Source organism: Streptomyces sp. NPDC039424 (assembly GCF_055639495.1).
The window spans coordinates 56606-79148 of the sequence record NZ_JBVKAI010000030.1; the positions used below are offsets into that span (position 1 = coordinate 56606).

Consider the following 22543-nt stretch of genomic DNA (forward strand, 5'->3'; position numbering starts at 1 on the left):
CTTTCGACGCCCTCTCCGGTGTCCGCCACGTTTCCTCCCGTCTTCGGCGATGCGAGTCCTGTGTCTCGCGAGTGCCCAGAAACGGCGAAGTCGTGCCTGCTCAGCCGCCTGCTACCAGCGGCCCTCCACCTGGCCCCCGATCCGGCGGCCGTACAGGTCCCGGATCGCGGTGAACGTCTCCTCGGGCGGCGCGGGGAGCTTGGCCGCCGCCGCGTTGGCGCGGGCCTGCTCCGGGGTGCGGGCACCGGGGATGACCGTGGTGACGCCCGGCTGCTCGATGATCCAGCGCAGGGCCAGCTGGGCGGGGGTGTATCCCTCGGGGGCGAGCGCGGCGAACTCGGCCGCCGCCTCGACGCCGGTCTCGTAGTCGACGCCGGAGAACGTCTCACCCTGGTCGAAGGCCTCGCCGTGCCGGTTGAAGGTGCGGTGGTCGTTGGCCGCGAAGACCGTGTCCTTGGTGTACTTGCCGGACAGCAGCCCGGAGGCGAGCGGCACGCGCGCGATGATGCCGACGCCCGCCTCCCGCGCGGCCGGGAGCACCTCGCGCAGCGGCTTCATCCGGAAGGGGTTGAGGATGATCTGGACGCTCGCCACGTGCGGGCGGGCGATCGCGGTCAGCGCCTCGGCGCAGGTCTCCACGCTCACGCCGTAGGCGGCGATCCGCTCCTCCTCCACCAGCGTGTCCAGGGCGTCGAACACCTCGCCCGAGGAGTAGACCGGGGTCGGCGGGCAGTGCAGCTGCACCAGGTCGATGCGGTCGACGCCGAGGTTGCGGCGCGAACGGTCGTTCCAGGCGCGGAAGTTGTCCAGGACGTAGTTCTCGGGGATCTGCTCGACCCGGCGGCCCATCTTGGTGGCCACCAGCACGTGCAGATCGGGCCTGCCGCTGAGGAAGGCGGCGATGGTCTCCTCGCTGTGCCCGTCGCCGTACACGTCGGCGGTGTCGAAGAAGGTCACCCCCGACTCGGCCGCCGCCTCCAGTACGCCGAGGGCCTGCTTGTCGTCCACGTCGCCCCAGTCGGCGCCCAGCTGCCAGGTGCCGAGGCCCACGACCGATGCCGACTGCCCCGACCTGCCCATCACGCGTTCGTCCATGCCGCCAGTCTGTCATTCGCCGACGTGCCGCGCGGAGCGGCCGTCCGGCGTGGAACCTGTGCATCGTTCACCCGTACGGGTGATTCGTGTCGACAGAAAACCGGTATGCGTCAAGCGGGCCCTAGCGTGGCCCGGGTGACCGATCGTCCAGTGAGCGACCTCCCGTCCGAAAACGGCGGTTCGGCACCCTGGAGCCGCCGCGGGTTCCTCCGCACCGCTGCCGCCCTGGCCGCCGCGCCGGCCCTGATGCCGGCCGATCGGGCCGTCGCCGCGGCCGAACTGCCGGGCTTCCCCGCGGATGTCGCGCTGTATCGCTCGGCCTACCGCAACTGGGCCGGCGAGATCACCGCCGACGGACTGTGGGCCTGCGCCCCGACCGGCCCGGCCCAGGTCGTCTCCGTCGTCAACTGGGCCCACGGCAACGGGCGGCGGGTCCGGGCCCGGGGCTGCTCCCACGGCTGGTCACCGCTGACGGTCACCGAGGGGACGGCGGCGGACACCCCGGTCCTGCTGGTGGACACCGCGCCCCACCTGACCTCGCTGGCACTGGACTCCCCGTCGGCGGTGCGCGCCGGCACCGGCGTCACCATGGAGGCACTGCTCACCTTCCTGGAGGAGCACGGCCTCGGGCTCACGGCCGCGCCCGCACCCGGCGACCTCACACTCGGCGGCGCCCTCGCGATCGACGCGCACGGTACGGCCGTGCCGGCGGCTGGCGAGCAGCCGGTGCCGGGGCACACGTACGGCTCGCTCAGCAACCTGGTGCTGTCACTGACGGCGGTGGTGTGGGACGAGGGCGGCGGGGCCTACGTCCTGCGAACGTTCCACCGGGACGAGGCGGACTGCGCCGCGCTCCTCACCCACCTGGGGCGCGCGCTGGTCACCGAGGTCGTGCTGCGGGTGGGTGCCGACAGCGATCTGCGCTGCGTCAGCCGTACCGACATCCCGGCCGCCGAACTGTTCGCGCAGCCCGGCTCCGGCGGGCGGACCTTCGACACCTTCCTGAGCCGGTCCGGGCGCGTCGAGGCGATCTGGTTCGCCTTCACCGAGTTCCCGTGGCTGAAGGAGTGGAGCCTCGCGCCGACCCGGCCCGCGGGCTCCCGGCACGTCACGACGCCGTACAACTACCCCTTCTCCGACAACGTGCCGACACTCGTGGCCGACCTGGCCGGCCGCATGGTGTCGGACGCCGCCTGGTACCTGGCGCCGGTCCTCGGCAACGCCCAGCTCGACACCGCCGCCCTCGGGCTCACGGCCACGCTGTCCGCCGACCTCTGGGGGCCGTCGAAGAACACGCTGCTGTACATCAGGCCGACCACGCTGCGGGTGACCGCCAACGGGTACGCGGTGCTCACCACCCGCGGCCGGGTGCAGCGGGTCGTGCACGAGTTCACCGCCTTCTACCGGGAGCGCCTCACCGCGTACGCGGCGCTCGGCCGTTATCCGGTCAACGGCTCGGTCGAGATCCGGGTGACCGGCCTGGACGACCCCGGGGACGCCGGAGTCGACGGCGCCCGCGCCCCGTCGCTGTCCGCGCTGCGCCCCGACGAGGACCACCCCGAGTGGGACACGGCGGTCTGGCTGGACGTCCTGACACTGCCCGGCACCCCGTACGCGGAGGCGTTCCTGCGCGAGCTGGAGCGGTTCCTGCTGGACACGTACGACGGCGGGTACGCCCGCGCCCGTGTGGAGTGGTCCAAGGGCTGGGCCTACACCGATGACGCCGTCTGGAGCGACGAGGAGGTGCTCGGCACGGCGGTCCCGGCCTCTCTCGGCCGGGCCGACTTCGACCGGGCGACCGGCATCCTGAACCGGCTGGACCCGCACCGGGTGTTCGGCAACGCCTTCCTCGACCGGTTGCTGTCCTAGCGCCCGGGCGCGTGGGACCGCCCGGGCGTCAGCTGTGCCTGGACGAGGGCCCCGTACCGTTCCGTGAGGTCGTCGACGTCGCTCGCGCGCACGTGCGGGCCGCGCGCGATGCCGTACATCAGGCCGAGGCCGAGGAGGACGGCGACGGCCAGTTCGGCGCGCAGGGGCGCGTCGGGGCCGGTGAGGCGCTCGGCGAGGCGTTCGGTCACCTGGGCGCGGAAGTTGGCGCGCAGGACCTCGCCGCGGTCGCCGTGCAGGGGCGCGAAGGCGATGCGCAGCAGCGGGTCGGCGCCCCGCTCGCGCTGGCTGTCCAGGACGTGCCGGACCATGTGCCGGCCGAGCCTGTCCAGGGGCGCGTCCAGCAGGGCGGAGGCGTCGGCCTCGAAGGACATGACGCGGGCGAAGAGGGCGTCCTTGTTGCCGAAGTACTTCACGATCAGCGGCGGGCTGACACCGGCGCGTTCGGCGACGGCCTTGAGCGTGATGTCGGCGTGCGCCTGCCGGGCCATGAGGTGGCGGGCCGCGCGGAGGATGGCCGCCTTGGTCGCCTCGGCGTCCCGGCGGGCGGACGCGGTCTCGGCGCTCACGCTTCCTCCATCGCCTCGTCCCGGGTGTCCCGGGTACCGCCGTCGGCCGGCCCGGTGCCGTCACCGGCGGGGGCGTCGCCGGGGATGGACAGGGCCGCGGCGCAGGCCGCCAGGGCGACGGCGCCGGCCATCGCGAACGCCAGGAGGTAACCGTGCAGCGTGGGCACGGGAACCCCGCCGAGCGGTCTGCTGTGGTGTACGAGGACGGCGGCGACGGCGGCGCTGGAGGTGGCCTGGCCGATGGTGCGCATCAGGACGTTGACGCCGTTGGCGGAGGCGGTCTGCCCGGCCGGGACCGCGCGCAGGATCAGGGTGGGCAGCGCGGAGTAGGCCAGGGTGGTGCCGGTCGCCACCACCGTGGCCCCCAGGATGATCATCCACAGGTCACGGCTGTCGGCGATGCGCACGGCGTAGCCGCAGGCGATGACGGCGGCCCCGAGGGCGAGCGTGATCCGCGGCCCGCGCGTCGCCGAGATGCGGGCCGAGACGGGTGAGAACAGAAGCATGGTGACACCGCCGGGCAGCAGGCAGAGGCCGGTGGCGACGATCGACAGCTGCAGCCCGTACCCGGTGGCCTTCGGCGCCTGCACCAACTGGGCCGTCACCAGGGAGTTGGCGTAGAAGGCGAAGCCCGTGAGCAGGGCGGCGACATGGGAGAGGCCCACCCGGGGGCGGGTCACCAGCCGCAGGTCGACCAGGGGCCGGTCGGCGCGCAGCTGCTGCCACCACCACAGCGCCAGGACGAGGACGGCGCCGGCGAACAGGGCGAGGACCCGTGCGCTGCCCCACCCCCACTGCCCGCCCTGGGACACCGCCAGCAGCAGGCACACCAGCCCGGCGGCAAGGCCGAGCGCCCCGAGGACGTCGAACCGGCCCGGCTCGCGCACCGGCGACTCCCTCACCGCCCACCACACGGCCGTCACACCGAGCGCGCCGAGGGCGCTGGTCAGCCAGAACATCGTGTGCCAGTCGGCGTACTGCACGACCACCGCGGCGAGCGGCAGGCCCAGGGCGGCGCCGATGCCGACGGTGGAGCTCATCAGCGCGACCGCGGAGCCCCGGCGCTGGGGCGGCAGTTCGTCGCGCAGGATGCTGATGGAGAGCGGTACGACGGAGGCGGCGGCGCCCTGCAGGGCGCGGGCCGCGATGAGGACGGCGATGTCGGAGGACAGGGCGCACAGCACCGAGCCGACGGTCATCAGGGCGAGGGACGCCGTCAGCACCCGGCGCTTGCCGTACATGTCGCCGGCCCGGCCCAGCACCGGGGTGAGGACGGCGCCGGAGAGCAGGGTCGCCGTGACCATCCAGGAGACGGTGGCCGCCGAGGCGCCGGTCAGCCGGGGCAGGTCGGGCAGCAGGGGGACGACGACCGTCTGCATGACCGCCATGAGGATCCCGCCGGACGCCAGCACCGGGATGGTGAGGCGGTCCCGCAGGGGGCGGACTATCGGGACGGGCTGGTCCATCGGTACTCCTGCGGGGCGGCGCGCGAGGTGAATAGTCATTCACCCTGACGGGTGAATGACTATTCACCCACCTTACCCGTCCTTATCCGCGGGTGCCCGAGGAGCGGGCGTGCAGTGCCCGGGCCGCCCTCGGCCCGAGCCACCGCTTGAACCGGCGCAGCACCTCCAGCCGCCCGGCCGCCTTGTCGATGCCGTAGTACAGCTGCGGCGGGACGTAGGGCAGCAGGGGCGAGTGGCGCTGGCCGAGCAGGGCGAACATCTGGTGCGGGGGCAGGTCGATGTAGCGGTGCAGGTTCTCGTACCACTGGGCGCTGTAGCGGGCCGCGCTCTGCACGGAGAGCAGCTCCAGCTGGCGCTGGCGCTCGTAGGCCGCGAGGGCCTGCGGGCGTCTGCCGTGCTCCCGCAGGACGCCGGCCAGGCAGATCGCGTCCCCCAGGGCGAGGGTGGTGCCCGCGCCGATGGAGTAGTGGGTGGTGTGCGCGGCGTCACCGAGCAGGACGAGGTTGTCGCGGTACCAGGTGCGGTTGGTGAGGGTGCGGAAGGTCAGCCACTGGGCGCTGCCGTCGGCGGCGGAGCGGCCGATCAGGGGGTGGCCGTCGAGGATGTCCGCGAAGAGCTTCTCCAGCAGTGCCAGTCCATCGGCCTCGTTCGCCCGGTGCAGGCCGAGGCCGGTGAAGGTCTCGGGGGAGCACTCGACGACGCAGGTGCTGTGCGTGTCGCCGTAGCCGTATCCGTAGCACCAGATCCAGCCGTGCTCGGTCTCGGTGAAGGCGAAGGTGAAGGCGTCGAAGACCTGGGTGGTACCGAGCCAGATGTAGCGGTTGCGGCCGGAGGTGATCTTCGTGCCGAAGTGGTCGCGGTAGCGGTCGCGCAGCGCGCTGTGCACGCCGTCGGCCGCCACGACCAGGTCGGCGTCCGCGGGCACGGCCGTGATCTCGCTCTCGTACACGAGCCGTACACCCAGCGAGCGGGCGCGCCCGGCGAGCAGTTCGAGGAGCCGGTGCCGGCCGATGCCGAAGCCCTCGTCGCCGCGGTGCCGGGTCGACAGGTCCCGGACGTGCGCGACGCCGTGGTTCCAGCGCACCGAGTGCCGCTCGATGGCGTGCGCCGACTCGGGGTCGTGTGCCTGGAGCTTGTCGAGCAGTCCGCGCCAGTAGGTCACGCCCCAGCCGTAGGTCGAGCCCTCCGGGTCGCGTTCGTGGACGGTGATGTCGTGGGACGGGTTCTGCCGCTTGAGCAGGATGGCGAGGTACAGGCCGGCGGGCCCGCCTCCGACGCAGACGACCTTCACGCGCACACCTCCGGAAGCCACTCACAGTAATCGAATGACACGCAGAGTAACAGGGAGAGGGTGGGCGCGGCCCTGCTTGCGAATCGCGTCAGCTTGTGGCGGTGAGCCGCGCCACTCGGACGGACGGCCGCCGGGAAAGATCGCCGGAAACATCGCCGCCCGAGCAAGGAATTCCCGCTTCCGGGTCGCCGCACCCTCGCGCACGGCAAGATCATCTTCGTTCAACTCTGTATGACATCTAGCCAATTGTCCGGATCACAGCCAACCGGATCTGGGGGATTTCTCCCGCTCTCGGGTGGACCGATAGGCATGCCGGGTCATCACCCGAACGCACCAGGAGATCCCGCATGCCCGAACTCACCCGACGCCGCGCGCTCACCACCGCGGCGGCCCTCACCGCCGCCGTCGGAATCCGCACCGCCATCGCGCCCGGCGCGTCCGCCGCCGAGCACCACCACGGTTCCTCCCCCGCCCCCTTCGACGAGGTCTACAAGGGCCGCCGGATACAGGGCCGCCCGGCCAGCGGCGGCGGGCACCACGACCATGGCGGCGGGTACGCCGTGCTCGTCGACGGAGTGGAACTGCACGTGATGCGCAACGCCGACGGCAGCTGGATCAGTGTCGTCAGCCACTACGACCCGGTGCCCACGCCGCGCGCGGCGGCCCGTGCCGCGGTCGACGAGCTGCGGGGCGCGGCGCTGCTGCCCTTCCCCGCCAACTGACCGCCCCCGCAAGGACATCGGAGTACCCGCACATGACCGTACGCAAGAACCAGGCCCGCCTCACCGCCGACGAGAAGCGGCGCTTCGTCGCCGCCGTCCTGGAGCTCAAGCGCGGTGGACGCTATGACGAGTTCGTCAGGACGCACAACGCCTTCATCATGGCCGACACCGACAACGGCGAGCGGACCGGCCACCGTTCACCGTCGTTCCTGCCCTGGCACCGCAGATTCCTGCTGGACTTCGAGCGGGCGCTGCAGTCGGTGGACGCGTCGGTCGCGCTGCCGTACTGGGACTGGAGCACCGACCGCACGGTCCGCGCCTCGCTGTGGGCACCGGACTTCCTCGGCGGCACCGGACGCAGCCTGGACGGCCAGGTGATGGACGGGCCGTTCGCCGCGTCGACGGGCAACTGGCCGATCAGCATACGGGTGGACGGGCGTACGTTCCTGCGCCGCTCGCTCGGTTCCGGCGTGCGAGAGCTGCCGACGCCCGCCGAGGTCGAGTCGGTGCTGGCGATGTCCACGTACGACAAGGCGCCCTTCAACAGCGCCTCGGACGGCTTCCGCAACCACCTCGAGGGCTGGCGCGGGGTCAATCTGCACAACCGGGTCCACGTCTGGGTCGGCGGGCAGATGGCCACCGGGGTCTCCCCCAACGACCCGGTGTTCTGGCTGCACCACGCCTACATCGACAAGCTGTGGTCCGAATGGCAGCGCCGGCACCCGGACGCCGGTTACCTGCCGGCCGCCGGGACGCCGAACGTGGTGGACCTCAACGAGACGATGAAGCCGTGGAACGACGTGCGCCCGGCGGACCTGCTGGACCACACGGCCTTCTACACCTTCGACACCTGAGCCGGCGGGCCCGGCCCGGTCAGGCCTCGACGGCCGTACGGCACTCCGGGTGGCCCCAGCCCTGCGCGTTCTTGGCGATCGGCTCACCGGCCGCGTAGGAGCGTCCGCAGACGCAGCGACCGGGGAACTTGGCCTTGATCGTGCGGGAGGACGCCCCGCCGCCCGAGCCGCCGCCCGTCCGGCGGGGCGCCTTGCGGCGCGGCGCGGAGGAGGCCGGGACGTCGGGCGAGGGCGGCGGCTCGGGGGAACCGAGGCCGCTGCCCGCCGCGCGCTGCGCGGTCGCCGCCTGGCTGGCGGCGCGGTCGGCGAAGTCGTTCAGCGGATCGCCGTCGACCTGGTGGGCGGGGACGTAGCGGAACTCGACCGAGCGGCCGTCGAGCAGCTCGTCGATACGGACCACCAGGTCCTGGTTGGCGACCGGCTTGCCGGCGGCCGTCTTCCAGCCCTTGCGCTTCCAGCCCGGCAGCCAGGTGGTCACGGCCTTCATCGCGTACTGCGAGTCCATCCGGATCTCCAGCGGCACGTCCGGGTCGGTCGCTGCCAGCAGGCGTTCCAGCGCGGTGAGTTCGGCGACGTTGTTGGTGGCGGTGCCGAGCGGCCCGGCCTCCCAGCGGTCCGGCTTCTCGGCGTCGTCGGAGATCACCCACGCCCAGCCCGCCGGGCCGGGGTTTCCCTTCGAAGCCCCGTCGCACGCGGCCACCACTCGTTCACGCATGACCCCGATCATGCCACGCCCGCTCCGGGCGCCCGGACCGGCTAGGAGACGTCCTTGGTCTTGGGCATCTCGCCCTGCGTGGTCGTGATGTCGATCACCGAGAAGTTCGCGCCCTGGGGGTCGCTGAGCGCGGCGAAGCGGCCGAAGGGGCTGTCCATCGGGCCGAAGCGCAGGACACCGCCGAGCTTGGTGGCGCGGGCGACGGCGTCGTCGCAGTCGTCGACGGTGAAGTAGACGTTGATGTACGAGGGCACCTCGGGCGGGAACTCCTCCGTCATCCTCATCCGGCCGAGGACGGTGTCCTCGCCCACCTTGAACAGCCGGAAGTCGACGCCCGCGTCGTCCATCTGCTGTGCGGTATAGGGGAAGACCGCCGGGAAGAAGGCGTCCGTTCGCCCCGGCTCCCGGGTGAAGACCTCGGCCCAGCAGTAGGCGCCCGGCACCCCGGTCGCCTCGAAGCCCTCGTGGGTGCCGCCCTGCCAGACGCCGAACACGGCGCCGCTCGGCTCACGGCCCAGGCACATCGTGCCGAACTCGCCGACCTCCATCGGCCCCATCAGCACCTCGCCGCCGTTCTCCCGGATCCGGTCGGCGGTCGCGGCGGCGTCGGCGGAGGCGAGGTACAGGCACCACTGCGACTGGCCCTCCTGCCCGGGCATCGGCGGCACGACGGCCGCCACCGCCTTGCCGTCCGCGTAGGCCTGGGTGTAATTGCCGTACTCCGACAACGACTCGCCGAAGGTCCAGCCGAGGACGTCGCCGTAGAAGCTCTTGGCTGCCTCGACGTCACTGAACATCGCATCGGCCCAGCAGGGGGTTCCCTCAGGTTGCACGGCCATGGTCGCGGCCCTCTCCCGTTCGACGGACTGTCCGAGATCTCACGCTAGTCACGCCCTGGGCGGCCCGCGCGCCGAACGGGCCCGGGCGCCGGAGACTGGGAGGAGACGGCGGCCTACGAAGGGACGGGGCGCGGGATGACGGAGATGACGGCGGCGGGCACGATGCGGGCGTGGTCGGTGGTCCGGCCAGGGCCGGTCGAGGGGGATCCCCTCCGGCTCGTCGAGCGGCCGGTGCCTGCGCCCGGGGACGACGAGCTGCTGGTCCGGGTGCGCGTGTGCGGGGTGTGCCGCACCGACCTGCATGTCACCGAGGGCGACCTGCCGGTGCGCCGGCCCGGTGTGACCCCCGGGCACGAGGTGGTCGGCACGGTCGCGGGGACCGGGTCGGCGGTGGAGGACTTCACCGTGGGCGAGCGGGTGGGCGTGGCCTGGCTGCGCCGGACCGACGGCACGTGCGCCCACTGCGTGCGCGACGCCGAGAACCTGTGCCCGGACTCGGAGTACACCGGCTGGGACGCCGACGGCGGCTACGCCGAGTACACGACCGTCCCGGCCGAGTACGCCCACCGGCTGCCGGGCGGCCTGGACGACGTGGCCGCGGCGCCGCTGCTGTGCGCCGGGATCATCGGCCACCGCGCACTGCGCCGCACCTCACTGCCGCCGGGGGGCCGGCTCGGGCTGTACGGCTTCGGGGGCAGCGCCCATCTGTGCGCGCAGGTGGCGCTCGCGGAGGGTGCCACCGTGCACGTCCTGACCCGCGGCGAGGCCGCCCGGCGGCTGGCGCGCGAGCTGGGCGCCGCCTCGGCGCGGGACGCGTACGATCGCCCGCCCGAGCCCCTGGACGGCGCGATCCTGTTCGCACCGGCCGGCGACCTGGTCCCGGTGGCGCTGCGCGCCCTCGACCGGGGCGGGATCCTGGCGGTCGCGGGCATCCACCTGAGCGACATCCCCGCGCTGCGGTACGAGACCGAGCTGTTCTACGAGAAGGAGCTGCGCAGCGTCACCTCCAACACCCGTGCCGACGCCCGCGAGTTCCTGGCGCTGGCGGCGCTGCACGGGGTCCGGGCGAGGACGCACACCTACCCCCTGTCACGGGCGCCTGAAGCCCTGCGGGACCTCGCGGCTGGCCGCTTCGACGGCGCGGCGGTGCTGGTGAACGACCTCTCCTAGGGCCTGTCCGGCGGAGCCGGTGATCCGTTCGCGCGCCGGTGCGCCCGGGCGCGGAAGCGCGGGACCGGCGCGCGATCACACACCCCGTCACGTTCGCCTCGTACGGCAGGTTTGCACCACCAAGGCATAAAAACGCCCCTTTCGCGCCGTACCGGGCGCCTCATCACTGCTGTTTGGCTTGTCCCAGCGCACCACCACCTCGCTCACCACCGACCGATCCGGTCACCCCTTCACCTTTCGGGAGGGAATGTGTCCACACCGGACGGCGCCGACGGGCGGCTCACCAGTCTGAGCACCCGGGCGGCACGCCGGCTCGCCACCACCACCAAGTCCGAACCGCAGATGCAGGCCATCACCTCGCGCTGCCTGCTGAGGACGCTGCCGTGGGTGGACGTCAAGGGCGGCACCTACCGGGTCAACCGGCGCCTGCAACTGCGCTCCGGCCGCGGCCGGGTGCACTTCGAGCACAACGGCGCCGACGACATCCGGGTCATCCCCGAGACGCTGACCGAACTGCCGGCCCTGCGCGGCTACGGCGACCTCGACGTCCTGCGGGAGCTCGCCGCCCGGTTCCAGCCCCGGGATGTGCGGGCCGGTCAGGTCCTGTTCGAGGCCGGGCAGCCGGTCACCGAGGCCTACCTCGTCGCCCACGGCCGCTTCACCCGCTACACCAACGGAAAGTACGGCGACGAGGAGATCCTCGGGGTGGTGAGCGACGGGGCCCAGATGGGCGACGAGGCCGTCGGCCAGCCGGACCCCCTGTGGCTGAGCTCGGTGCGGGCGGAGACCGCGGGCGTGGTGCTGGCGCTGCCCTGGGCCGTCGTCACCGAGTTCACCGACCGGGTGCCGTCGCTCGCCGCCCACCTCGAGGCGTACGTCGAGCGGCACCGCAGGCCCGTGAACCGCAAGGGCGAGGCGGACGTCCCGGTGCGGGCGGGCCACGTGGGCGAGCCGACGCTGCCCGGCGCCTTCGTCGACTACGAACTCAGCCCCCGTGAGTACGAGTTGTCCCTCACCCAGACCGTGCTGCGGGTGCACACCCGCGTCGCCGACCTCTACAACGACCCGATGAACCAGACCGAGCAGCAGCTCAGGCTCACCATCGAGGAGATCCGCGAGCGCCAGGAGTGGGAGCTGGTCAACAACCGCGAGTTCGGGCTGCTGCACAACACCGACCACAGCCAGCGCATCAGCACCTTCACCGGCCCGCCCACCCCGGACGATCTCGACGAACTGCTCTCCATGCGGCGCGGGACGAAGCTGTTCCTGGCCCACCCCAAGGCCATCGCGGCCTTCTTCCGGCAGTGCAACCGGCGCGGCCTGGTGCCCGGCACCGCGACCGTCGACGGGCACGAGGTCCCCGCCTGGCGCGGTGTCCCGCTCTTCCCGTGCGGCAAGATCCCCATCAGCGAGCAGCACACCACCAGCATCCTCGCGCTGCGCACCGGTGAGGCCGACCAAGGGGTGGTCGGCCTCTACCAGACCGGCATCCCCGAGGAGCACCAGCCCGGACTGAACGTCCGGTTCATGGGCATCGACACCGCCGCGATCATCAGTTACCTGGTCACCGCCTACTACTCGCTGGCCATCCTGGTCCCCGACGCGGCCGGGATCCTGGAGAACGTCCAGATCGGCCGGACGGCCGAGTGACGGACCGGAGCACCCCCATGAGCACCTCCCCCACCGCCCTTCCGCTGCCCGGCCCGCCGAACCTGGCCCGTTCGCTACGGGCCCGGCGCACCGGGGCGATCCCCGGGCTCCGCCACCAGCCCGCCGCGCCCGCCGATCCGGAGAAGGCGGCGGAGATCGACCGCAGGCTGGAGACCTGGGCCCGCGGCCTCGACCTGTTCCCCCGATCCTGGGCGGGGGACTTCGCCGGTTTCCAGTTCGGCCGGGCGGTGGTACTCCAGCACCCGGACGCGGCCGACCTGGAACGCCTCACGGTCGCCGGGAAGCTGCTGCTCGCCGAGAACATCGTCGACAACTGCTACTGCGAGGAGGACGAGGACCGGGGCGGATCGCACCGCGGGCTCGGCGGCCGGCTGATCATGGCCCAGTCGGCGATCGACCCGTACCACGGCACCCCCGAGCTGGAGGAGGAGTGGCGGCGCGGCGTGCGGGCCGACGGTCCGCTGCGCTCGTACCACTTCGCCCTGAAGGACTTCGCCGTCCTCGCCACGCCCAGCCAGACCACCCGCTTGACACACGACATCGCCCGGCTGCACCTGGGCTATCTCGCCGAGGCCGCCTGGGCGGAGACGCGGTACGCGCCACGGGTCTGGGAGTACCTGGTGATGCGGCAGTTCAACAACTTCCGCCCCTGTCTGTCGATCGTCGACACCGTGGACGGCTACGAGCTGCCCGAGCAGGTCTACGCCCGCCCCGAGATCCAGCGGATCACCACCCTGGCCTGCAACGCCACCACCATCGTCAACGACCTGTACTCCTTCACCAAGGAACTGGCGAACGACCCCACGCACCTCAACCTGCCCCAGGTCGTGGCCGCCGACGAACGGTGCGGGCTGAAGGCCGCCTATCTGAGGTCCGTCGAGATCCACAACCGGATCATGGCTGCCTTCGAGGAGGAGGCCGCCCTGCTGTCCGCCACCTCGCCCCTCGTCGAGCGCTACGCCCGGGGCCTGGCCGCCTGGGTGTCCGGCAACCACGAGTGGCACGCCACCAACAGCCACCGCTACCACCTGCCCAACTACTGGTAACCCAGGAGGAGTCCCGTTGACCACCGCCCCCGTCGCCCCCGCCACGCCGGCACCGGTGCCGACCCGGTCCACGTACCAGAACCGCGTCGCGGACTACTGGAACGCCGAGGAGAACCCGGTCAACCTCGAACTCGGGAAGATCGACGACCTCTACCACCACCACTACGGCATCGGCGACGCCGACTGGTCGGTGCTCGACGAACCCGACGCCGGCCTGCGCCGGGAGCGGATCACCGCCGAACTCCACCGCCTGGAACACGCCCAGGCCGAGCTCCTCGCCTCCCATCTCGGCCCGCTCTCCCCCACGGACCGCGTCTTCGACGCCGGCTGCGGCCGGGGCGGCGGCAGCGTGGTGGCGAACCTGCGCTACGGCTGCCATGCCGACGGCGTCACGATCTCCGCCAAGCAGGCGGAGTTCGCGGGCGAGCAGGCCCGCAAGCGGGGCATCGGCGACAAGGTGCGCTACCACCACCGCGACATGCTCGACACCGGCTTCGCGTCCGGCGCCTACGCGGCGTCGTGGAACAACGAGTCCACCATGTACGTCGAGCTGGACCTGCTCTTCGCCGAGCACGCCCGGCTGCTCAGGCGCGGCGGCCGCTATGTGGTGATCACCGGTTGCTACAACGACACCTACGGGCGGGCCTCGCGCGAGGTGTCCCTCATCAACGCGCACTACATCTGCGACATCCATCCCCGGTCCGCGTACTTCCGGGCCATGGCCGACAACCGCCTGGTCCCGGTCCACGTACAGGACCTGACCGAGGCCACGATCCCCTACTGGGAGCTGCGCAGACAGGCCGACCACCTGGTCACGGGCATCGAGGACACCTTCCTCGGCGCCTACCGCAACGGCAGCTTCCAGTACCTGCTGATCGCGGCCGACCGGGTCTGAGCCGGGAGCCTGCCCGAGCCCGGCCGTCAAATTCCTTCGACAGCGAGCCCGTTGATCGCTGGAATGGTGCCCGTGTGTGCCATGAAGATGCGTGCCGACGAGGTGGACATCGACGTCCCCCTCGTCCGCCGGCTGATCGCCGGGCAGTTCCCCGCGTGGGCGTCGCTGCCGGTGCGGCGCGTGGAGTCCTCCGGCACCGAGAACGCCATGTTCCGGCTCGGCTCGGACAAGGTCGTACGACTGCCCCGGCATCCCGGTGCCGTGCACGACGTGACGCACGAGCAGCGCCGACTGCCCCGGCTGGGGCCGCTGCTGCCCGTGCCCACGCCCGAGCCGATCGGGCGGGGCGGGCCCGGCGACGGTTTTCCCTGGCCCTGGTCGGTGTACCGCTGGCTGGACGGACGCAACCCGGTCGCCGGGGCGGTGGAGAAGCCCGGGCCGCTCGCGCAGGACCTCGCGGCGTTCGTCCGCGCGCTGCGCGGGATCGACCCCCGCGAGGGACCGCCGCAGCACCGGGGCGTGCCCCTGGCGACCCGGGACACCGCCACGCGTGAGGCCATCGGCCGGCTGACGGGGCGAGGCCTCGACACCGCCGCGCTCACCGACCGGTGGGAGGAGGCTCTGGACGCTCCCGGGTACACCGGGGCGCCCATGTGGGCGCACGGGGACCTGTCGCCCGGCAACGTCCTGGTCGTGGACGGGCGGCTCAGCGCGGTGATCGACTTCGGCACCGTGGGGGTGGGCGACCCGGCCGTCGACCTGATCGTGGCCTGGAACCTGCTGCCGCGCTCCGCCCGGAGCACCTTCCGCGCGGCCGTCGGCGCCGACGACGCCGAGTGGGCGCGGGGACGGGGCTGGGCGCTGTCGATCTCGCTGATCCAGCTGCCGTACTACTGGGAGACCAACCCGCCGCTCGCGGAGAACTCCCGGCACGCGATCGCCGAGATCCTGGCCGAGTGAGGCCGGCCGCCCGCGCGGGGCGGCCGGGCGTGCCGGTCACTCCCCCGCGTACGCCTTCTCCAGCTCGGCGGCGTCGAGCTTGCCCATGGAGAGCATGGCGCGCATGGCACGGGCCGCCTGCTCCTGGTCGGGGTCGCCGATCATGTCGATCAGCCGGGCGTAGACCACCTGCCAGGAGAGTCCGTACCGGTCCTTGAGCCAGCCGCAGGGGCCGCCCTCGCCGCCGTTCTCGGTGAGCTTGTTCCAGTAGTAGTCGATCTCCTCCTGGTCCGAGCACATGATCTGGAAGGAGACCGCCTCGGTGAACTTGAACTGCGGGCCGCCGTTGAGCGCGACGAACTTCTGGCCGTTGGCCGTGAACTCGACGGTCAGCACGGAACCGGCCGGGCCCGGACCGGCCTCGTTGTAGCGGCCGATCCGTTCGATGCTGGAATTCTTGAAGACCGAGACGTAGAAGTGGGCGGCCTCCTCGGCCTGGCCGTCGAACCAGAGACACGTGGTGAATCCGTCGGTGGTCATGAGCACCTCCTGGAGCGTGGAACGCGGTCACCTGTGTCGACCGATCCTCGCCGCGAAACTCATCGGCGGGGCGGCCGATTGATCCGGATGGCCGCGGCTTTACGCCCAACTAGCCTGCGGTCATGACGTCATCCTCCTCACGCATGGCTGACCGCGCTCGCCCTGTTCCCGGCCGAACCCCGGATCCCGCTGCGTTCTTCCGGCAGTTGCGGGACAAGGGCGCCGACTGAGCCCGAACGGTCGCGGGCGACGCCGTCAGGCGGCCAGGCACATCCCCCGGTAGGGTGCGCGCGAACCCTGGCGGCTCCGGTTCACCTGCTGACGGGTGAGCTCATGGCCGACCAGCGACAGCAGGTCGCCGAGGCCCAGGCCGAGGGCGTGGGAGGCGGCCGCGAGGACCTCCGAGGAGGCCTCCTTGCGGCCGCGCTCGATCTCCGAGAGGTACGGAACGGAGATCCGCGCCGCGTCGGCGACGTCCTTGAGCGTGCGCTCCTGCGCCAGGCGCTCCCGGCGCAGCACGTCGCCGACCAGGTCGCGCCAGAGGGGTTCCCTGGGTGCGGAGTCGGGCTTTTCGGGGCGAAAAGGGATTAAGCGGGGCCCGTTGGGCGCTCGGTTGCTCACGCGTTCACCCTAGGAGTGCCGGACGCCCCGGCGCAGGCATCGGGGACGGATCGGTGTTCCGCCCTGAGGGAAATCGGTTCTGACCTGCTGGAACCTTGCGATTCCGGTCACTTCGGCGCACGACCCGCATGCGGCGCGTCACTCGGGGTACCCGCATGACGGGACATGCATGGACGCCCGGTTTCCGGGTACCCGCCCTCCACACACATAGGGCAGGGATCCGGAAACACCGAGCCGAAGAGGCAGACGTCGAACCGTGACTTTCGTGGGAGAGGTAATGAATACCGCCGGGATCCGGTCACAAGCAGTGGTCACTGAGAAGGCCGCCGAGGACAGGACGGGCGAGGGATCACTGCCTGGAATCGAGGACCCGAGCACGATAGCTCCTCGTGACGCGCGCGAACTTTCCCGCCAGTTCTTCCAGCGGCTGACCGTGCTGGAGGAGGGCACGCACGAGTACCAGTACGCGCGCAACACCCTCATCGAGATGAACATGTCGCTGGTGCGTTTCGCGGCCGGGCGGTTCCGCAACCGCGGTGACGACATGGAGGACATCGTCCAGACCGGGATGATCGGCCTGATCAAGGCCATCGACCGGTTCGAACTCTCGCGCGAGGTGGAGTTCACCTCGTTCGCTCTGCCGTACATCGTGGGCGAGATCAAGCGGTTCTTCCGCGACACCACCTGGGCGGTGCACGTCCCCCGGCGGCTGCAGGAGCTGCGCGTCGAGCTGGCCAAGGCGCGCGAGGAACTCTCCAGCCGGCTGGACCGCGACCCGACGGTCGCCGAGCTCGCCACCTTGATGAACATCTCCGAGAAGGAGGTCGTCGAGGCCCAGCTGGCCGCCAACGGATACAACTCCGCATCGCTGGACGCGGCGCTCACCGGGGACGGTCCCGAGGACGGCGAGGCGGTGCTCTCCGACTTCATCGGCGTCGAGGAGGAGGGGCTGCGGCTCGTGGAGGACTTCCAGTCCCTCGCGCCGCTCATGGCCGAGCTCAGCGAACGGGACCGGCAGATCATCCACATGAGGTTCGTGGAGGAGGCCACCCAGGCGGAGATCGGCGAACGGCTCGGCTGCTCGCAGATGCATGTCTCCCGTCTGATCAAGCGGATCATCACCCGCCTGAGGCAGGGGATGCTGGGCGAGCTGGGCTGCGCCTGACCCCGCGAGACGACGGACGCCGCCCTCGTGATCCACAGGGGCGGCGTCCGGGGCTTCAGTGGGGCAGGTTCACCAGTGCGCGGACCTTCTTGCCGACCGGTACGCGTTCGGCGGTGACCTCGGCGGCCAGTGCGTGCACGATCTCCAGGCCGTGCCGGCCGACGCGCTGGGGATCGCGCGGGAACCGCCGGGGCAGGGCGACACTGCTGTCGTAGACGGACACCGAGACCGTGCTGTCCGTGCCCTCCAGCTCCAGGATGTACGGCCCGTTGCTGTGCCGGTCGGCATTGGTGACCAACTCGCTGACCACGAGGAGCAGTTCGCCGTCGGCGCGCGAGTCGATGCGGGCGCACCACTCGGTCCTCAGCTGCTCCAGGAACTGGGCGGCGAAAGACCGCGCCTCGGCGATGCTTCCGGGTTCACCGGTGTAGTGCGCCGCCCGCCGCAACGGTTCCACGGGCACGTCGAAACCACTCGGTATCACTGCCCCGTCCACGTGGTCGGTCATGCGCTTCTCTTTCGGAATCCGGCCCGGCCGGTCACTGCTGCACCAGTCCTCGTACCCCGACAGACGCCGCACAGTCCAGCTCAACGTTCGCCGATCGCGCACACCGGGCATCGGCGCGGCGGTCGGGGGCACACGGACGGGGTGGGCCCGGCCGAGGGCGGCCGGGGCGGCGGCCGGAGGTGGACGGTGGTCTGGTGGGTGTGGCTGGTCGTGGTGGTGGCCGCGTTGGCGGTGATGACGCTGGTGGCGCTGGGCGTCCAGGCCGGCCGACGGTCCGGGACGGTGATCGCGGTGCGGCGCGGGCGCCGGTACGGCGGACGGGGTGTGTGATGGCCGAACACCTGTTGTCGGAGCCCGGGCGGACGGGCACGGAGCTGATGGCCGCGCGCAGTCTGTCGACCCTGCCGGTGGTCACGCTGGCGGGCGACGCGGTCGCCCAGATCAAGGACACCGTCTTCGACGCCCCGGCCGGCCGGATCACCGGCTTCACACTGAGCGGCCGGGGCCTGTTCTCGGGTCCGCTGAAGCGGAGCCTGCCCTGGTCGGGCGTGCACTCCCTGGGGCATCACGCGGTCATGATCCGCGATCCGGGCGCCCTGACCGAGGCGGCCGCCGTGGTCGTCCGCCGGGAGGTGGTCAAGGGCCGGGTGCTGGGTGCCAAGGTGCTCACGGACGCGGGTACGGAGGTCGGCAAGGTGCTCGACGTCGTCGTGGAGGGCGGCACCAGCGGCCGGGTCGTCGGCTTCCGGATCGCGGCGAGCAAGTCCCTGGCGTCCGGTTCGAGTCGCCGTAGGCACAAGGTGTACGTCCCGCGCGGCGAGACCCTCGCGGTCTCCGGGCAGGCCCTGGTCGTCCCCGCGGACGCGACGCTGTACGTCGCCGAGGACCTCCCGAGCTTCGTCGGGCAGGTACAGGCCTTCCATGCCCGCGCCCGGACGCCGAAGGGGTCACTGCCGTGATGCTGTACTCGCGGGTGCGCGGCCTGCCCGTGGTCACCCTCACGGAGGCGGCCGAGATCGGGGTGGTGAAGGCCCTGACGGTGGACGCGACCGCACGGGCCGTCACACACATCCGGGTCGGCACGGGGCGCGGACGCGACGAGACCGTGCTGCCCTGGGAGGCGCTGCACGCGGTCGGCCCCGACGCCGTGCTGGTGCGCCCGGACCCGGCCGGGGAAGCCGCGGTGCCCCCGCCGCACCACGAGGCGCTGCACCACAGGATCCTGACCGAGTCCGGCGACGAGCGGGGCACCGTCCAGGACCTCGCGTTCGACCCGGCCACCGGCCGCGTGGAGACGGTCTACACCGCACTCGGCACGATCCCGGCCGACCGCCTGCTGGGCCTGGGCGACTACGCCCTGGTCGTCCGCGCCGGCTGAGTCGCGTCTGCGGTGAGTCACGTCTCCGGCTGCTCGTTCTGCGGCTGCTCGTTCTCGGGCTGCTGCTGGGTCTCCGGCTGCTGCGGGGCGGCGGAGCTCTCCACCGGCTGACTGGCGGTTTCGGGGGCCGAGGTGTTCTGCGTCGGCGCGGGAGCGGAGGACGTCGGCGGCGGCTCCGGGCGCGATTCCGAGGCGGGCGGCGGTGAGGACGGCGCCTCCGAGGACGGGGGCTCCTTCGAGGGGGACTCCTCCTTGGACGGCGATTCCTTCGACGGGGACTCCTCCTTCGGCGAGGACTCCTCCTTGGACGGGGACTCCTTCGACGGCGACTCCTCCTTGGACGGGGACTCCTCCTTCGACGGCGATTCCTTCGACGGGGACTCCTCCTTCGGCGAGGACTCCTCCTTCGACGGCGATTCCTTCGACGGCGACTCCTCCTTCGACGAGGACTCCTTCGACGGCGAGGTGGACGTGGACGGGGACGGTGATGTCGACGGCGGCGAAGTGGACGTGGACGGTGAGGGCGACTCGGACAACAGGAACGACGAGGACGAGGGCAGCGGCGAAGGCGGGTAGGGGTCGAACGGCCTCACGGGCGGCCGGACCTCCCGGTCCTTGTATCCACTGTCACCGCTGTGCCGGTGCAGCCAGTAGTCGTGGTGGTAGTCGTAGATGACGAAGATCTTGATGATCACCGGCGCGGGCCTGACCACCACGACGTTGTAGGGGCGGTACGTCGGCCACGTGCGTCCGACCAGCTTCGGCGTGCTGCGCTGCGCGACGGGCGGGGTCAGCGGGTTGCCGCAGGCACAGCGCACCCGAGGCACGCCGCGACTGTCGACGAGGACGGCCGTGCCCGCCTGGAGGACGGCCTGGTAGTTGGTGACGGCGCCGCCTCGGTAGCCGTGGTTGGTGACGCGAGTGTCCGCGCGCAGTTGTACGGGGGTGAGTCCGCGCAGATAGGAGGGGACGCCGGACGCCCGGACGCCGGAGGTGGAGGCGAAGGCCCGGTTCTTCGAGGAGTCCGCCCGCAGAGCCGTGCTCTGCCTGCCGACGTTGCAGCTGGGGACGTTGCGGGTGCCGCTGTAGAGGCCCGCCGAACCGCCGTCCACGCCCCGCACCGTGTTGGCCGGCGCGGACGGGACGACGGGCACCGGCTTGGTGGTCGTCCCGGGCCGGGTGGTCGACCCCGGCTTGGTGGTCGACCCCGGCTTGGTGGTCGACCCCGGCCGGGTCGTCTTCGGGGCGGTCGTGGTGGTCTGCGGGGCCGTGACGCTCGGCGGGGCCGGCGGGGTGGAGCTGTCCGTCGCCGTGGACGGGGTGAACGGGTCCGGGCCCGTGGCGCTCACGGGCTCGGCGAATATCTCCCCGCCCTTGCCCGAACCACCGTCAGGACGGCTGAGGACCACCGCCAGGACCGCGGCCACCACGAGGACGGCGGTGAGCGCCGCGATACGCGGCGCGGACCTCCACCACGGCCCGTGCGGATGCGACGCCCCGTCACCACCGCCTCCCGGCGGTGGCGCCGGAGGCCTCGGGGGCGGCTGGGAGCGGCCCGACAGCGGGCCGGAGGGCGGTCCTGTGGGGCGGCCGGAGAACGGCGGTTCGACGCTCACGCGCTCTTCTTCCCGACGCGACACGCGGCATCTGTCGGACGCGACATGCGGCATCTGTCATCCGAATGGCCCGATTTGTTGCACTAGGCCCATTGTGTGCTCCGATCCCTGACGGCCCGCAAGCCGACACGGACGGCCCACCCGACAGGCCGGCCCCGTGGCGTTGCTCAGCGTGACGGCATGGCCACCCGGGCGGCAGCGGCGCCCCGGCCCGCGTGACCGCCTCTCAGCGCTCACCCTCGGGGGCCACCACCCGGGTCGGGGCGTGCCCGGGATCGGTGACCGGTGCCGCCCGGTCGGTGGCGAAGGTGCTCAGCCGCTTCCCGTCCCCGTACACCCACCGTCCCCCGTCGGCGTCGTACAGCCACATGGACTCCCCGGCGATCACCAGCCCGATCCGCAACTCCCGCGTACGGCCGCTGAAGGACTCCCCGTCTAGGTCACCGGCCACGAGATCGTCCACCGCGGCCCGGTAGTCGGCCAGCGCCTGTGCGGCCCGGGCCAGCAGGGGGCGCGGGTCGCCGGCGCCGACCTCGTCGTCGGCGACGGGCGGATCCTGCGGGACGGTGACCAGGTAGCGGCCGTCGACCCACGCGGTCCACCCGTTGGCGCACCGGATCTGCCCCCAGTCGCCGTACCGCTCCACGAGCTGTACCGGCAGCAGCGGGTCGAGGGGCACGGTGGGGCGGTCGGGATCGGGGGCCTCCCAGGCGGGCATGCCGTGCTGGGGGACGACATGGGTGGGCCGGAAGCCGGGGCTCGTCATCGCACCGCCTGCTTCCGCGTCACTGCGGGTTCGCACCGGTGCGGCGGCCACACGCTCATCCCGGCGAAGTCCCTGTCGGACCGCGGGACGGGTTCGGGCGCCGTCGGGGCGACCGGCCGGTCCGTCATGGCCTGGATTCTACCGATCCGACCGCATCTGCGCCCAGGCTCCAGGCCCGAGGCGGGGCCGGTCGGGGCCCGCTGTCACGTGTCAGGCGACGGGAACGACAAGCGCGGGGATGGTGCGCTGCATCCGCAGGGCGTCGACGGACTCCGCCAGCAGCTCGTACTCGGTGGTGTCGTCACTGGTCGCGATCCGCACCAGCCGCCCCCCGGCCAACTCGTCGGCGACCAGTTCCTGCCGCCCCTCGTCCGCGCACCAGGCGCGCAGCAGTCCGGGCACGTCCGCGACGGTGTCCGCGACCGGCACCAGGGCGTTCGGCGGTAAGTGCGGGCTGTCGGGCTGCGGGTCGAGCCGCTCGGCGATCCACAGGGCCCGGTCGCGCAGCCACCACAGGGCCAGCGCGAGGGTGGGCGCGCGGTAGGTGCCGAGCGGTACGCCGATGCGCTGCCCGTCACACCAGCCGTACGCGGTGACATGGCACAGGAATTCGTCGTGCACGATCACTCCCCCGTCGCGTCGCTCGTCTGCCGGCCGGGTCCTCGCTTTCCGTGCGGCTCCTGTGCGGTGAAGTGCCCCTGGCGTTCGAGTATCTTCACTACTGACACTCTGTCACCATGACTTTCCGGCCAGTCTCTTGGCATATTCACGGCCGCTCTTGGCCGAAATC

At 72.0% G+C, this 22543-nt stretch carries 23 protein-coding genes and 1 pseudogene; 12 read left to right on the forward strand and 12 right to left on the reverse strand.

The window, feature by feature from the left end; translation table 11 throughout:
* Positions 1–111: 111 nt before the first annotated feature.
* Positions 112–1095 carry an aldo/keto reductase gene (locus ACZ7L0_RS41045; protein ID WP_471247697.1) on the reverse strand — a complete coding sequence of 328 codons (984 nt, stop codon included), beginning with the start codon at positions 1093–1095 and terminating at the stop codon, positions 112–114.
* 246 nt (positions 1096–1341) lie between these two features.
* Between ACZ7L0_RS41045 and ACZ7L0_RS41050 the strand changes: the two genes are divergently transcribed.
* Entirely contained in the window at positions 1342–2964 is a 1623-nt protein-coding gene (locus ACZ7L0_RS41050; RefSeq protein ID WP_471247733.1) for a cholesterol oxidase substrate-binding domain-containing protein, read from the forward strand.
* Here the strand turns inward: ACZ7L0_RS41050 and ACZ7L0_RS41055 are convergent.
* From ACZ7L0_RS41055 to ACZ7L0_RS41065, 3 genes are all read right to left on the reverse strand, one after another.
* On the reverse strand, positions 2961–3551 hold the full coding sequence (locus ACZ7L0_RS41055) for a TetR/AcrR family transcriptional regulator (protein WP_471247698.1): 591 nt from the start codon (positions 3549–3551) through the stop codon (positions 2961–2963). The genes ACZ7L0_RS41050 and ACZ7L0_RS41055 overlap by 4 nt on opposite strands.
* Positions 3548–5017 carry an MFS transporter gene (locus tag ACZ7L0_RS41060; RefSeq protein ID WP_471247699.1) on the reverse strand — a complete coding sequence of 490 codons (1470 nt, stop codon included), beginning with the start codon at positions 5015–5017 and terminating at the stop codon, positions 3548–3550. Before ACZ7L0_RS41060 ends, ACZ7L0_RS41055 begins: the two co-directional genes overlap by 4 nt.
* An 82-nt stretch (positions 5018–5099) precedes the next feature.
* A complete protein-coding gene (locus ACZ7L0_RS41065) occupies positions 5100–6314 on the reverse strand; it encodes an FAD-dependent monooxygenase (protein WP_471247734.1) in 1215 nt (404 codons plus the stop codon).
* 341 nt (positions 6315–6655) lie between these two features.
* Here ACZ7L0_RS41065 and melC1 point away from each other — a divergent pair, with 341 nt between their 5' ends.
* Both melC1 and melC2 read left to right on the forward strand, forming a co-directional pair.
* The gene (gene melC1 / locus ACZ7L0_RS41070) at positions 6656–7030 is read left to right on the forward strand and encodes an apotyrosinase chaperone MelC1 (RefSeq protein WP_471247700.1); all 375 of its coding nucleotides are present in this window, start codon (positions 6656–6658) and stop codon (positions 7028–7030) included.
* Between the two features lie 32 nt (positions 7031–7062).
* On the forward strand, positions 7063–7884 hold the full coding sequence (gene melC2 / locus ACZ7L0_RS41075) for a tyrosinase MelC2 (protein ID WP_471247701.1): 822 nt from the start codon (positions 7063–7065) through the stop codon (positions 7882–7884).
* A gap of 19 nt (positions 7885–7903) precedes the next feature.
* On the opposite strand, the gene ACZ7L0_RS41080 is transcribed toward melC2, so the two are convergent.
* The gene (locus ACZ7L0_RS41080) at positions 7904–8611 is read right to left on the reverse strand and encodes a ribonuclease H family protein (protein WP_471247702.1); all 708 of its coding nucleotides are present in this window, start codon (positions 8609–8611) and stop codon (positions 7904–7906) included.
* Between the two features lie 29 nt (positions 8612–8640).
* On the reverse strand, positions 8641–9438 hold the full coding sequence (locus ACZ7L0_RS41085) for a VOC family protein (protein ID WP_471247703.1): 798 nt from the start codon (positions 9436–9438) through the stop codon (positions 8641–8643).
* A gap of 162 nt (positions 9439–9600) precedes the next feature.
* Between ACZ7L0_RS41085 and ACZ7L0_RS41090 the strand changes: the two genes are divergently transcribed.
* The 5 genes from ACZ7L0_RS41090 (at position 9601) to ACZ7L0_RS41110 (ending at position 15180) form a co-directional block, all read left to right on the forward strand.
* The gene (locus ACZ7L0_RS41090) at positions 9601–10608 is read left to right on the forward strand and encodes a zinc-binding alcohol dehydrogenase family protein (protein WP_471247735.1); all 1008 of its coding nucleotides are present in this window, start codon (positions 9601–9603) and stop codon (positions 10606–10608) included.
* A gap of 249 nt (positions 10609–10857) precedes the next feature.
* On the forward strand, positions 10858–12258 hold the full coding sequence (locus ACZ7L0_RS41095) for a family 2B encapsulin nanocompartment shell protein (protein ID WP_471247704.1): 1401 nt from the start codon (positions 10858–10860) through the stop codon (positions 12256–12258).
* A gap of 17 nt (positions 12259–12275) precedes the next feature.
* Positions 12276–13325, forward strand: a complete 1050-nt coding sequence (locus ACZ7L0_RS41100) for a family 2 encapsulin nanocompartment cargo protein terpene cyclase (RefSeq protein ID WP_471247705.1) — start codon at positions 12276–12278, stop codon at positions 13323–13325.
* Between the two features lie 16 nt (positions 13326–13341).
* On the forward strand, positions 13342–14220 hold the full coding sequence (locus ACZ7L0_RS41105; protein ID WP_471247706.1) for a geranyl diphosphate 2-C-methyltransferase: 879 nt from the start codon (positions 13342–13344) through the stop codon (positions 14218–14220).
* Between the two features lie 87 nt (positions 14221–14307).
* Positions 14308–15180, forward strand: a complete 873-nt coding sequence (locus ACZ7L0_RS41110) for an aminoglycoside phosphotransferase family protein (RefSeq protein ID WP_471247736.1) — start codon at positions 14308–14310, stop codon at positions 15178–15180.
* Positions 15181–15216: 36 nt separating this feature from the next.
* On the opposite strand, the gene ACZ7L0_RS41115 is transcribed toward ACZ7L0_RS41110, so the two are convergent.
* Positions 15217–15699 carry a VOC family protein gene (locus ACZ7L0_RS41115; RefSeq protein ID WP_471247707.1) on the reverse strand — a complete coding sequence of 161 codons (483 nt, stop codon included), beginning with the start codon at positions 15697–15699 and terminating at the stop codon, positions 15217–15219.
* 255 nt (positions 15700–15954) lie between these two features.
* Entirely contained in the window at positions 15955–16320 is a 366-nt protein-coding gene (locus tag ACZ7L0_RS41120; protein ID WP_471247708.1) for a helix-turn-helix domain-containing protein, read from the reverse strand.
* A 277-nt stretch (positions 16321–16597) separates the two neighbouring features.
* On the opposite strand from ACZ7L0_RS41120, the gene ACZ7L0_RS41125 reads away from it, so the two are divergent.
* Positions 16598–17485, forward strand: a complete 888-nt coding sequence (locus ACZ7L0_RS41125; RefSeq protein WP_471247709.1) for an RNA polymerase sigma factor SigF — start codon at positions 16598–16600, stop codon at positions 17483–17485.
* 55 nt (positions 17486–17540) lie between these two features.
* Here the strand turns inward: ACZ7L0_RS41125 and ACZ7L0_RS41130 are convergent, their stop codons facing one another.
* Positions 17541–17993 carry an ATP-binding protein gene (locus tag ACZ7L0_RS41130; RefSeq protein ID WP_471247710.1) on the reverse strand — a complete coding sequence of 151 codons (453 nt, stop codon included), beginning with the start codon at positions 17991–17993 and terminating at the stop codon, positions 17541–17543.
* Positions 17994–18134: 141 nt separating this feature from the next.
* Here ACZ7L0_RS41130 and ACZ7L0_RS41135 point away from each other — a divergent pair, with 141 nt between their 5' ends.
* Genes ACZ7L0_RS41135 through ACZ7L0_RS41145 form a run of 3 tightly spaced genes read left to right on the forward strand, consistent with a single transcriptional unit; the run spans position 18135 to position 19371 of the window.
* Positions 18135–18323, forward strand: coding sequence for a hypothetical protein (locus ACZ7L0_RS41135; protein ID WP_471247711.1), 189 nt, complete (start codon positions 18135–18137; stop codon positions 18321–18323).
* Positions 18323–18952 carry a PRC-barrel domain-containing protein gene (locus ACZ7L0_RS41140; protein WP_471247712.1) on the forward strand — a complete coding sequence of 210 codons (630 nt, stop codon included), beginning with the start codon at positions 18323–18325 and terminating at the stop codon, positions 18950–18952. Before ACZ7L0_RS41135 ends, ACZ7L0_RS41140 begins: the two co-directional genes overlap by 1 nt.
* A complete protein-coding gene (locus ACZ7L0_RS41145) occupies positions 18952–19371 on the forward strand; it encodes a PRC-barrel domain-containing protein (protein WP_471247737.1) in 420 nt (139 codons plus the stop codon). The genes ACZ7L0_RS41140 and ACZ7L0_RS41145 overlap by 1 nt, the downstream gene beginning before the upstream one ends.
* Before the next feature lie 194 nt (positions 19372–19565).
* Here the strand turns inward: ACZ7L0_RS41145 and ACZ7L0_RS41150 are convergent.
* The 3 genes and pseudogenes from ACZ7L0_RS41150 to ACZ7L0_RS41160 all read right to left on the reverse strand — a co-directional run.
* Positions 19566–20987: pseudogene (locus ACZ7L0_RS41150) on the reverse strand (DUF6777 domain-containing protein); the annotation flags it as partial.
* A gap of 226 nt (positions 20988–21213) precedes the next feature.
* Entirely contained in the window at positions 21214–21753 is a 540-nt protein-coding gene (locus ACZ7L0_RS41155; RefSeq protein ID WP_471247713.1) for an SH3 domain-containing protein, read from the reverse strand.
* Positions 21754–21963: 210 nt separating this feature from the next.
* Positions 21964–22374, reverse strand: coding sequence for a hypothetical protein (locus ACZ7L0_RS41160; protein WP_471247714.1), 411 nt, complete (start codon positions 22372–22374; stop codon positions 21964–21966).
* Positions 22375–22543: the final 169 nt, after the last annotated feature.

Excerpts from the sequence above, each read along its gene's own strand:
- ACZ7L0_RS41045 (WP_471247697.1), bottom strand. The coding sequence starts at position 1,095 with ATGGACGAACGCGTGATGGGCAGGTCGGGGCAGTCGGCATCGGTCGTG.
- ACZ7L0_RS41050 (WP_471247733.1), top strand. The coding sequence starts at position 1,342 with ATGCCGGCCGATCGGGCCGTCGCCGCGGCCGAACTGCCGGGCTTCCCC.
- ACZ7L0_RS41060 (WP_471247699.1), bottom strand. The coding sequence starts at position 5,017 with ATGGACCAGCCCGTCCCGATAGTCCGCCCCCTGCGGGACCGCCTCACC.
- melC1 (WP_471247700.1), top strand. The coding sequence starts at position 6,656 with ATGCCCGAACTCACCCGACGCCGCGCGCTCACCACCGCGGCGGCCCTC.
- melC2 (WP_471247701.1), top strand. The coding sequence starts at position 7,063 with ATGACCGTACGCAAGAACCAGGCCCGCCTCACCGCCGACGAGAAGCGG.
- ACZ7L0_RS41080 (WP_471247702.1), bottom strand. The coding sequence starts at position 8,611 with ATGATCGGGGTCATGCGTGAACGAGTGGTGGCCGCGTGCGACGGGGCT.
- ACZ7L0_RS41085 (WP_471247703.1), bottom strand. The coding sequence starts at position 9,438 with ATGGCCGTGCAACCTGAGGGAACCCCCTGCTGGGCCGATGCGATGTTC.
- ACZ7L0_RS41090 (WP_471247735.1), top strand. The coding sequence starts at position 9,601 with ATGCGGGCGTGGTCGGTGGTCCGGCCAGGGCCGGTCGAGGGGGATCCC.
- ACZ7L0_RS41100 (WP_471247705.1), top strand. The coding sequence starts at position 12,276 with ATGAGCACCTCCCCCACCGCCCTTCCGCTGCCCGGCCCGCCGAACCTG.
- ACZ7L0_RS41110 (WP_471247736.1), top strand. The coding sequence starts at position 14,308 with ATGCGTGCCGACGAGGTGGACATCGACGTCCCCCTCGTCCGCCGGCTG.
- ACZ7L0_RS41115 (WP_471247707.1), bottom strand. The coding sequence starts at position 15,699 with ATGACCACCGACGGATTCACCACGTGTCTCTGGTTCGACGGCCAGGCC.
- ACZ7L0_RS41125 (WP_471247709.1), top strand. The coding sequence starts at position 16,598 with ATGAATACCGCCGGGATCCGGTCACAAGCAGTGGTCACTGAGAAGGCC.
- ACZ7L0_RS41130 (WP_471247710.1), bottom strand. The coding sequence starts at position 17,993 with ATGACCGACCACGTGGACGGGGCAGTGATACCGAGTGGTTTCGACGTG.
- ACZ7L0_RS41140 (WP_471247712.1), top strand. The coding sequence starts at position 18,323 with ATGGCCGAACACCTGTTGTCGGAGCCCGGGCGGACGGGCACGGAGCTG.
- ACZ7L0_RS41145 (WP_471247737.1), top strand. The coding sequence starts at position 18,952 with ATGCTGTACTCGCGGGTGCGCGGCCTGCCCGTGGTCACCCTCACGGAG.
- ACZ7L0_RS41155 (WP_471247713.1), bottom strand. The coding sequence starts at position 21,753 with ATGACGAGCCCCGGCTTCCGGCCCACCCATGTCGTCCCCCAGCACGGC.